Source organism: Rhodopseudomonas sp. B29, from assembly GCF_000333455.1.
Classification (GTDB): Bacteria; Pseudomonadota; Alphaproteobacteria; order Rhizobiales; family Xanthobacteraceae; genus Rhodopseudomonas.
This window is the reverse complement of the sequence record NZ_BADD01000604.1, coordinates 1-10,183: the sequence shown is the minus strand read 5'-3', so window position 1 is coordinate 10,183 and position 10,183 is coordinate 1. Positions and strand designations below refer to the sequence as shown.

Annotated in this window: 10 protein-coding genes; 7 read left to right on the top strand and 3 right to left on the bottom strand. The window is 65.6% G+C overall.

Annotated elements, in window-relative coordinates; all coding sequences use genetic code 11:
- The 5 genes from I5M_RS21845 to I5M_RS21825 all read left to right on the top strand — a co-directional run.
- A partial coding sequence (locus tag I5M_RS21845) for a 23S rRNA (pseudouridine(1915)-N(3))-methyltransferase RlmH (protein WP_022723353.1) occupies positions 1-379 on the top strand: 379 nt, incomplete at its 5' end.
- 19 nt (positions 380-398) lie between these two features.
- Positions 399-1,760: a murein hydrolase activator EnvC gene (locus I5M_RS21840; RefSeq protein ID WP_031337291.1), complete on the top strand. Its 1,362-nt coding sequence runs from the start codon at positions 399-401 to the stop codon at positions 1,758-1,760.
- Positions 1,757-3,133 (top strand): S41 family peptidase, encoded by a 1,377-nt coding sequence (locus I5M_RS21835; RefSeq protein ID WP_022723351.1) that lies wholly within the window; start codon positions 1,757-1,759, stop codon positions 3,131-3,133. The genes I5M_RS21840 and I5M_RS21835 overlap by 4 nt, the downstream gene beginning before the upstream one ends.
- A gap of 178 nt (positions 3,134-3,311) precedes the next feature.
- Positions 3,312-4,535 (top strand): divergent polysaccharide deacetylase family protein, encoded by a 1,224-nt coding sequence (locus I5M_RS21830; RefSeq protein WP_022723350.1) that lies wholly within the window; start codon positions 3,312-3,314, stop codon positions 4,533-4,535.
- A gap of 54 nt (positions 4,536-4,589) precedes the next feature.
- On the top strand, positions 4,590-5,099 hold the full coding sequence (locus tag I5M_RS21825) for an RNA pyrophosphohydrolase (RefSeq protein ID WP_022723349.1): 510 nt from the start codon (positions 4,590-4,592) through the stop codon (positions 5,097-5,099).
- A gap of 208 nt (positions 5,100-5,307) precedes the next feature.
- On the opposite strand, the gene I5M_RS21820 is transcribed toward I5M_RS21825, so the two are convergent.
- Positions 5,308-6,375: a glycosyltransferase gene (locus tag I5M_RS21820; RefSeq protein WP_022723348.1), complete on the bottom strand. Its 1,068-nt coding sequence runs from the start codon at positions 6,373-6,375 to the stop codon at positions 5,308-5,310.
- A 237-nt stretch (positions 6,376-6,612) separates the two neighbouring features.
- Between I5M_RS21820 and I5M_RS21815 the strand changes: the two genes are divergently transcribed.
- Together I5M_RS21815 and I5M_RS21810 are read left to right on the top strand one after the other, a co-directional pair.
- Entirely contained in the window at positions 6,613-7,560 is a 948-nt protein-coding gene (locus tag I5M_RS21815; RefSeq protein ID WP_022723347.1) for a UDP-glucuronic acid decarboxylase family protein, read from the top strand.
- Positions 7,561-7,562: 2 nt separating this feature from the next.
- Complete coding sequence (locus tag I5M_RS21810) at positions 7,563-8,075, top strand: RNA pyrophosphohydrolase (RefSeq protein WP_022723346.1); 513 nt, start codon at positions 7,563-7,565, stop codon at positions 8,073-8,075.
- A gap of 178 nt (positions 8,076-8,253) precedes the next feature.
- On the opposite strand, the gene I5M_RS21805 is transcribed toward I5M_RS21810, so the two are convergent.
- Together I5M_RS21805 and atpD are read right to left on the bottom strand one after the other, a co-directional pair.
- The gene (locus I5M_RS21805) at positions 8,254-8,661 is read right to left on the bottom strand and encodes a F0F1 ATP synthase subunit epsilon (RefSeq protein WP_022723345.1); all 408 of its coding nucleotides are present in this window, start codon (positions 8,659-8,661) and stop codon (positions 8,254-8,256) included.
- 113 nt (positions 8,662-8,774) lie between these two features.
- Positions 8,775-10,183, bottom strand: a 1,409-nt coding sequence (gene atpD, locus I5M_RS21800; RefSeq protein ID WP_022723344.1) for a F0F1 ATP synthase subunit beta, incomplete at its 5' end; no start/stop codon positions are given.

Here is a 10,183-nt window from a genome sequence, read left to right as displayed (position 1 = left end):
CTTTCGCAGCCTCGACATTCGCGAACTGTCCGAGAGCCGCGCCCGCGAGCCGGCGGCGCGGATCGCCGAGGAGGCCGGCGCAATTCAGGCTCTCATTCCCGCAGATGCAGCACTGGTGGTACTGGACGAAACCGGCCGCAGCATGCCGAGCGCGGCCTTCGCCGCCCAGCTTGGGCAGTGGCGCGATCAGGCGGTCTCGGATACCGTTTTCGTGATCGGCGGCGCGGACGGACTTTCGCCTGAATTGCGGCGCAAGGCCAAGCTGTGCCTGTCGTTCGGTGCGGCCACTTGGCCACATCAGATGGTCCGGGTGATGCTGCTCGAGCAACTCTACCGGGCCGCTACGATACTGGCGGGCCATCCTTATCACCGTGCTTAGAAGGCGCCTACGCGACCCGATGCGTCCATCAACGCTCCGAGCCCCGCTTTGCCGGGACGACGCCTCAGCCGGACGCGGCGTGGCCGCGCTATTGTCGGCGGCTCTGGTGTCGGGGCTGGTCTGGGCCGATGCGACGATCGCGATCGCACAGACGCCGGCTCCGCCGCCTTCGACGCCCCCGCTCACCGCCGACCTGATCCGCCAGCGCGAGCAGGAGCTCGAAGCCGCCCGCGCCCAGCAGAAAAGCGCGGCCGAGCAGCAGGACAAGCTCAAGGCGGATCTGGCGGCGATCGGCGCCGACCGCGCCAAGCTCAATCAGGAATTGATCGATGTCGCCGCCAAGGTGCGCGCCGTCGAAACCAGGATCGCCGACACTGAAGCGCGGCTAAAGCCGCTCGATGCCCGCGAAGCCGAAGTGCGCGGCTCGCTGGAGCGTCGCCGCGACCAGATCGGCGAGGTGCTGGCAGCATTGCAGCGCGCCGGCCGCCGCGCACCACCGGCGCTGCTGGTCCGCCCCGAAGACGCGCTGGAATCGCTGCGCACCGCGATCCTGCTCGGCTCGGTGGTGCCGGACCTGCGCGCCCGTGCCGACAAGCTCGCCACCGATCTCGGCGAGCTGATCGCCGTCCGCAAGGCGATCGCGGCAGAGCGCGACAAGCTCGCCGCCGACCACGCCAGCCTGACCGCCGACCAGACCCGCCTGGCCGCCTTCGTCGACGAGCGCCAGCGCAAGCAGGCCGCGGTCGAGAAGGATATCGAATCCGAACGCGGCCGTGCCCTGACGCTGTCCCGGCAGGTCGACAGCCTGCAGGGGCTGATCGCCAAAATGGAACAGGAACTAAAGAGCGCCGCCAAGGCCGCAGCGACCGCCAACCAGAAGGGCGCTCCGATGGCCAATCTGGCAGCGCTGAAGGACCCCGGCCGGCTCAGCCCCGCGATCGCCTTCGCGTCCGCCAAGGGCATGCTGGCGCTTCCGGTCAACGGCAGCAAGATCCGCGATTTCGGCCGCCCCGACGGCGTCGGCGGCACAGAGCGCGGCATCTCGATCGCCACTCGTCCGGGTTCACAGGTCACAACTCCGTGCGACGGCTGGGTCGTCTACGCCGGGCCGTTTCGCTCCTATGGTCAACTCTTGATCCTCAACGCCGGTGGCGGGTATCATGTTTTGATCGCCGGGATGGAGCGCATATCGGTCAATATCGGCCAGTTCGTGCTCACGGGGGAGCCGGTCGCAACCATGGGATCGACGTCGCAGGTCGCGTCGCTACTAGCGGCGAATGTCAGCCAGCCCGTGCTCTATATCGAGTTCCGGAAGGACGGCACCCCCATAGACCCCGGCCCGTGGTGGGCCGCAAACGAAGGCGAAAAGGTTCGCGGATGATGCGCAAGACTTCGGTAATTCTGCTCAGCGCCGTCACGGGTGCTGCGCTGACTCTCTTCGCCACGCAGCCGCGTGCCGTGCTGATGGGGTCGAGCGCGCGCGCCGCGACCTCCGACACGTATCGCCAGCTCAATCTGTTCGGCGACGTGTTCGAGCGCGTGCGCAGCGACTATGTCGAGAAGCCGGACGACTCCAAGCTGATCGAGTCGGCGATCAGCGGCATGCTCAGCGGCCTCGATCCGCATTCTAGCTACATGGACGCCAAGAGCTTCCGCGACATGCAGGTGCAGACCCGCGGCGAGTTCGGCGGCCTCGGCATCGAAGTCACCATGGAAGACGGCCTGATCAAGGTGGTGTCGCCGATCGACGACACCCCGGCATCGAAGGCCGGCGTCATGGCCAACGACATCATCACCACGCTCGACGACGAGCCGGTGCAGGGCCTGACCCTGAACCAGGCGGTCGAGAAGATGCGCGGCCCGATCAACACCAAGATCAAGCTCAAGATCGTCCGCAAGGGCCAGGACAATCCGATCGAAGTGACGCTGGTGCGCGACAACATCCGCGTCCGCTCGGTGCGCGCTCACGTCGAAGCCGGCGACATCGGCTACATCCGCATCACCACCTTCAACGAGCAGACCACCGAAGGCTTGAAGAAGGAGATCGGCAATCTCACCAACCAGATCGGCGCCGACAAGCTGAAGGGCTTCATCCTCGATCTGCGCAACAATCCGGGCGGCCTGCTCGAAGAAGCCGTCACCGTGTCCGACACTTTCCTGGATCGCGGCGAGATCGTCTCCACCCGCGGCCGCAATGCCGAAGAGACCCAGCGCCGCTCCGCCCGTCCGGGCGACCTGACCAAGGGCAAGCCGCTGATCGTGCTGATCAACGGCGGCTCCGCCTCGGCCTCGGAAATCGTCGCTGGCGCGCTGCAGGATCACAAGCGGGCGACGCTGGTCGGCACCCGCTCGTTCGGCAAGGGTTCGGTCCAGACCATCATCCCGCTCGGCAGCGGCAATGGCGCGCTGCGCCTGACCACGGCGCGTTACTACACGCCGTCCGGCAAGTCGATTCAGGCCAAGGGCATCACCCCGGATATCGAGGTGCTGCAGGACGTGCCGGACGATCTGAAGGCGCGGACCGACACCAAGGGCGAGGCTTCGCTGCGCGGCCATCTGAAGGGCTCCGATGGCGACGAGAAGACCGGCTCGCAGTCCTATGTGCCGCCGGACGCCAAGGACGACAAGGCGCTGAAGACGGCGGACGATCTGCTGCACGGCATCAAGGCCAACGCCTCCAACACGACGACGGACGACAAGGCCACTGGCGACAAGGCGGCGGTCGACAAGCCGGCCAACAAGGCGGCGAACTGATCGCTGCCAAACAGCAGGTTCGAAGTTCCCGAGGGCGGCCGCGAGGCCGCCCTTTTGATTTGACGGATGATGAAGCGCGCATCCGCCGACCCGAATATGCCGCCCCACCGGCGGCCTGCTGCCGTCCCCGACCTGCGGCGTGGTATCGTCCGCCAAGTGATTCGGGAGCATTGCGGCCGTGACGGCGGACGAACTGAGCACACCGCTGGGTCAAAAGCGTCCCCGCCGGCGCAAGTTTCGGCTGCCATTCACCGCCACCCAGGCGATCGCCGCGCTGCTCGGTGTGTTTCTCCTGGCCTTCCTCGGCTTTGCGATCTTCGGGCGCAATCAGCTCGGCGGAGAACCGGTCGCTCATCTCGAGATCAAGCCGGCACCGGATGATGCCAAGCCGGCGGAAGCCAAGCCCGAGCACGGCGGAAAGCCGGCTGAACCCGCCGCCAAGGCCGAGGACAAAAAAGACGCCGCGGCCGCCGGTCAGAAGACCATCACCATCATCGATGGCTCCAGCGGGGCTCGCCAAAACGTCGTGATCCCCTCCTCGGGCGGTGATGACAAGGCCGCCGAGCCGGGCGATCCTAGAGCCGCGCCGCCGGTCTCGAGCGGCATCAACCCCAAGCTGCTCGAACAATCCCGTTACGGCATGATCCCGGTTGCGGCCGGCGGCCTGAAGCCGTTCACCGCTTACGCGGCGGCGACCGACGCGGACCGCGCCAAGGCTGCCAAGATGCCGACCGTCGCGATCGTCATCACTGGTCTCGGCATCGGTGCGGCGCGCAGCAATGAGGCGGTGGTGAAGCTGCCCGCCGCCGTGGCTCTGGCGTTCACGCCCTATGGCTCCGACCCCGGCAAGCTGGTGGACGCCGCACGGGTGGCCCGGCACGAAGTGCTGCTGCAGATCCCGATGGAGCCGTTCGACTATCCGGACAATGATCCGGGTCCGCAGACACTGCTGGCCTCGGCGGCGCCGGAGCAGAATATCGACCGCCTGACCTGGCATCTCAGCCGCTTCCAGGGCTATGTCGGCATCTCCAACTTCATGGGCGGCAAGTTCGTCGCCACAGACGCGGCGATGCAGCCGATCATCCGCGACGCCGCCCGCCGCGGCCTCGGCTATCTCGACGACGGCACCGCGCCGCGCAGCGTCGCCGGCACGCTGGCCCAGTCGATGGCGATGCCGTTCGGGCGCGCCGACCTGACCATCGACGCTGTGCCGACCGGGGCCGAGATCGACAAGGCGCTCGCGCGTCTCGAAGCAATTGCCAAAGAGCGCGGAAACGCCATCGGCGTGGCCACCGCGCTGCCCATCAGCATCGAACGAATTGTCAATTGGAGCAAAGCGTTGGAAAGCCGTGGGATACTGCTTGTGCCATTGACAATAGCGATGACGAAATCAAAATCATGAACGATCGATCGGCCGCGGACGCGACCGGGCCGATCGACGAGAGGTTCTGACGGAATGACACGCTATGACGAGCTGCCCTATCGAACCTGCGTCGGCGTGGCGCTGATCAATCGGGCAGGGCTCGTCTTCATCGGCCGCCGTGCCGGTGGCATCGAACATGTCGACGACACCCATGTCTGGCAGATGCCTCAAGGCGGCGTCGATCCCGGCGAAGACACCTGGGATGCCGCCAGGCGTGAACTGTTCGAGGAAACCAACGTCCGCTCGGTCGAGAAGATCGGCGAGGTGCCGGACTGGCTGATCTACGACATCCCGCGCACCGTCGCAGGCCGCGCCTGGAAGGGTCGCTATCGCGGCCAGCGGCAGAAATGGTTCGCGCTGCGCTTCACCGGTTCGGACAGCGAAATCAACGTCTCCAGCCCCGGCGGCGGCGTCCACAAGCCGGAGTTCACGTCCTGGCGCTGGGAGCCGATGCAGAACCTCCCGGAACTGATCGTGCCGTTCAAGCGGCCGGTCTACGAACGCGTCGTGCAGGAATTTTCGCAGCTTGCGGTGGCGGTGTAGTAAGGCTGGCGGCGGGCTTACTATCAGTGCCGCCACACACCGCAGCCGTCATCCTGAGGTGCGCACTCTTGCGCGCCTCGAAGGATGACCACCACGGGCAATTTCTCTGAACTAATCGCCGACTCAACGAAGGCCGTGCGTTGCCGTCGTCCTTCGAGGCTCGCTGCGCTCGCACCTCAGGATGACGGCTGCAATGGGCCGCAGGTAATCAACCAGCCATCGCCTGCTGCAGAATATGGTCGCAGTGCGCCTTCAGCGTGTGGTGCGTCAGCACGTGGCTGCGGCCGGCGAGGGCCATGTCGCGCAGCTTGTCCTTGTCGGACAGCGCCGCCTGCACGGCGCGGGCGAGGCCGCCGGGTTCGATGTCGTAGTACACGCCGTGAAGACCCGGTAGCAGCGGCGCGTGGCGCAGGATGGTGGGATTGTTCATCACCGGCACGGTCTGGACGATCGGCGCTTCGTAGTGCCGATAGCAATCCCAGCCCATGCCTTCCGGCGACCAAGCCAGCCACGATTGCGACATCCGCTCCATGAACGCATCGTAGGGCAGCCGCTCGGTCGGCTGATCGATGCGGACGCCCTGGGCGCGCAGATGCTCGAGTTCGGCGAGACCGGCTTCGCGCACGGTCGAATTGCCGTCGACGGCGCCGACGAAAAACAGGTCGTGCGTCTTCTCCGGGAACGGCGCGTCGCGCCATTTCGCGTCGAAGCGATATTGCGGCAACGAGATCGGCCGCAGCTTGCCGATCCGCTGCTTCCATTTCGGATTGCGCCGGTAGCGCAGCGTCGGCAGATGTGGATGCGCGCTGCCGTACAGCACCTGCCATGCATCGGCCGGCAGCTCGCGCTTGAAGAACAGCTTGGCCTTATCGAGCAGGAACACGCTGCTCTTCGAGATGCCGAAGGAGTCGTCCATCTCGACCGCGACCAGCGGCACCGGCACCTTGGCATAGCGCAGGATCGCCGGGCCGAATTGGCGGGAGATCGACGCCCAAGGGTCGGTCGGCGTGTAGAAGATGCCGCGGGTCCAATAGCGCGGGTGCCACGGCGAATAGCGCAACGTGTTGACCACGACGACATCATAGCGGCCTTCGCCGGCGGCCCGCAGCTCACGCAGTACACGCGTCGGCGTCGACCAGCCGTCGAGCGGTCCGAAATCGTCGGTCGGGCGCATCGCGGTCCACAGACAGGTGGTGCGCTCGGGATATTGCAGTTTGAAGTAGCCGCCGCCGATCTCGAGGATGCGAAGCTGGGAGGTGTCCACGGACGCGGTCATGCGCGAAATCGCCTGCGGGTGGTGCAAAGATGCGGATGAGGGCAGAGCGATCGCGGATGCCGCCTTGCGCGCGAATGTGCCCGGCACCGGCCGGTTGGCGGCTTGCCTAGCATGGGGTTTCTTGCCATTCAATGCGGCGGCAGAAGCTCGCCGCGGCTCCGCGACGCGCTCGATTCACACGCAAAGGCAATGGGTTATGCGCGCTTCGCGCGACCGCCCAGGTTGCCGGGACAAGCGATGCGACAGTCAAGGCGAATTCTGGTCAGCGGCGGAGCCGGTTTCATCGGCTCGCATCTGTGCGACAAGCTCCTGGCCGAAGGCCACGAGGTGCTGTGCGTCGATAATTACTTCACCGGCTGGCGGCGCAACATCGAGCATCTGGTGAACACGCCGCGCTTCGAGGTGATGCGCCACGACGTCACCTTCCCGCTCTATGTCGAAGTCGACGACATCTACAATCTCGCCTGCCCGGCCTCACCGATCCACTACCAGCACGACCCGGTGCAGACGCTGAAGACCAGCGTGCACGGCGCCATCAACATGCTGGGCTTGGCCAAGCGGACACGCGCCAAGATCTTCCAGGCTTCGACCAGCGAAGTCTATGGCGACCCGACCGTGCATCCGCAAACCGAGGACTATTGGGGCAACGTCAATCCACGCGGCATCCGCGCCTGCTACGACGAAGGCAAGCGTGCCGCCGAAACGCTGTTCTTCGATTATCACCGCCAGCACAAGGTGCGCATCAAGGTCGCGCGGATCTTCAACACCTACGGGCCGCGGATGCATCCGAACGACGGGCGCGTGGTGTCGAACTTTATCGTCCAGGCACTGCAGAACGCCGACATCACGCTGTACGGGGACGGCAGCCAGACGCGCTCGTTCTGCTACGTCACCGACCTGCTCGACGGCATCGCCCGGCTGATGGCGACCGGTGAAGACTTCATCGGCCCGGTCAATCTCGGTAACCCGGTTGAATTCAGCATCCGCGAACTGGCGGAGCGGGTGATCGCGCTGACAGGTTCGAAATCGAAGCTGATCTATCTACCGCTGCCGTCGGACGATCCGAAGCAGCGCCAGCCCGACATCGCGCTGGCACGGCGTGAGCTCGGCTGGGAGCCGAAGGTGGCGCTGGAAGATGGGCTGAAGGAGACCATCGCTTACTTCCGCACATTGCTGGCGTCGTGAGCATGCGCGACGTTGCAGCGCTGCCGTATCGGCGCAACGTCGGCATCGCGCTGTTCAGCGCGCAGGGCCAGGTGCTGATCGGCCGCCGCTTTCGTGACGACGGACCGGAGATCGTGCTGCCGGGCCTCGAATGGCAGATGCCGCAGGGCGGCATCGACGAAGGCGAAGAGCCAGCCGTCGCGGTGATGCGTGAGCTGTGGGAAGAGACCGGCGTCACCAAGGCCGAGATCATCGGTGAGACCGATTGGGTGACTTACGACTTCCCACCCTACGATGGCCCACCCCATCGATTGGCAATCTTTCGCGGCCAGCGCCAGAAGTGGTTTGCGCTGCGATTTTTAGGTGATGAGTCCGAGATCGATCCGCTCGCCGTGCGCAACGACATGCCGCCGGAATTCGATGCGTGGCGCTGGGAGCGGCTCGATAGGGTCGCGGATCTCGTGGTACCGTTCCGGCGCGAGGTGTATCGCGAAGTAGCGAGTAGCTTCGCGCGCTTCGCGACGTCTCAAGATTAGCTCGAGGCCCTTTCAACACGAGCCGTCATGCGCGGGCTTGGCCCGCGCATCCATCACTCTTCGGAAGAAGATGGATTGCCGGGTCAAGCCCTGCAATGACGTCTTGGTAGAGCGTTAGTCTAAAACGAAACGGCCGGGCGGGGCCCGGCCGTTCGAAACTACTAACTCCGCCCGCGGCTCAGTGCATCGCAGTCGTCGACAGCTGGCGCTGGACGTCGCGGAAGTGGTCGAGGCGTTCGATGGCGCTGTCGAGTTCAACGCCGGGGGCGCGCGGCAGCTGCTGCTCCATCGTCTGGATGGTGGCGGCAAACTCCTGCAGGTCCATGTCGGGCGCCGCGGTGGCGACGTCGGCCAGCACGGTGAGACCCTTCTCGGAGACTTCGGCGATGCCGCCGAGCACCACGATCTTCTTCTGGTTGCCGCCGGCCGTCACCGTGAGGATGCCTGGACGGATCACCGACACCACCGGAGCGTGGCCGGCGAGCACGCCGAAATCACCCTCGGCGCCGGGAATGTCGACCTGATCGACCTCGCCCGAGAAGGCGATTTGTTCCGGCGAAACCAGATCGAAGTGGAAGGTGGCCATTCTCGCTGCTCTCTCTGCGGTCACCCGCGGGCCTGACCCGCGGGTCCATCAGTCAAAACATCTTAAGCGATGGATGGCCGGGTCGAGCCCGGCCATGACGTGCGGTGGTTAGCTTAGGCCGCTTCCGCAGCCAGCTTCTTGCCCTTCTCGACGGCTTCTTCGATGGCGCCGACCATGTAGAACGCCGCTTCCGGCAGGTGGTCGTACTTGCCTTCGCAGATCGCGCGGAAGCCCTTGATGGTATCGGCGAGTTCGACGAACTTGCCCGGCGAGCCGGTGAAGATTTCGGCGACGAAGAACGGCTGCGACAGGAAGCGCTCGATCTTGCGGGCGCGGGCCACCGCGAGCTTGTCCTCTTCGGACAGTTCGTCCATGCCCAGAATGGCGATGATGTCCTGCAGCGACTTGTACTTCTGCAGCACCTGCTGAACCATACGGGCGGTCTGGTAGTGCTCTTCGCCGACGATCAGCGGCGACAGCATGCGCGAGGTCGAGTCGAGCGGGTCCACCGCCGGGTAGATGCCCTTTTCCGAGATCGCGCGGTTGAGCACGGTCGTCGCGTCCAAGTGGGCGAACGAGGTGGCGGGCGCCGGGTCGGTCAAGTCGTCGGCCGGCACGTAGATCGCCTGCACCGAAGTGATCGAGCCCTTGTTGGTCGTGGTGATGCGCTCCTGCAGCGCGCCCATGTCGGTCGCGAGCGTCGGCTGATAACCCACCGCCGAAGGAATACGGCCGAGCAGCGCCGAAACTTCCGAGCCCGCCTGGGTGAAGCGGAAGATGTTGTCGACGAAGAACAGCACGTCCTGGCCCTGGTCGCGGAAATGTTCGGCAACGGTCAGACCCGACAGCGCGACGCGGGCGCGGGCGCCGGGCGGCTCGTTCATCTGGCCGTACACCAGGGCGCACTTGGAGCCTTCGCCGCCGCCCTTCTTGTTGACGCCGGATTCGATGAACTCGTGATAGAGGTCGTTACCTTCGCGGGTCCGCTCGCCGACGCCGGCGAACACCGAGTAACCACCGTGCGCCTTGGCGACGTTGTTGATCAGTTCCTGAATCAGCACGGTCTTGCCGACGCCGGCGCCGCCGAACAGGCCAATCTTGCCGCCCTTGGCGTAGGGCGCCAGCAGGTCGACGACCTTGATGCCGGTGACGAGAATTTCAGCTTCGGTCGACTGGTCGGTGTAGGTCGGGGCTTCGGCGTGGATCGGGCGCAGGCCCTCGTTGGCAACCGGGCCCTGTTCGTCGACCGGCTCGCCGATGACGTTCATGATGCGGCCGAGCGTGCCGAGGCCAACCGGCACCATGATGGGCGAGCCGGTGTCGGTGACTTCCTGGCCGCGCACCAGACCTTCGGTGGTGTCCATCGCGATGGTGCGGACGGTCGATTCGCCGAGATGCTGGGCGACTTCGAGCACCAGGCGGTTGCCGCCGTTCTTGGTCTCGATCGCGTTCAGAATGGCCGGCAGGTGGCCTTCGAACTGCACGTCGACGACGGCGCCGATGACCTGGGTGATGCGTCCGG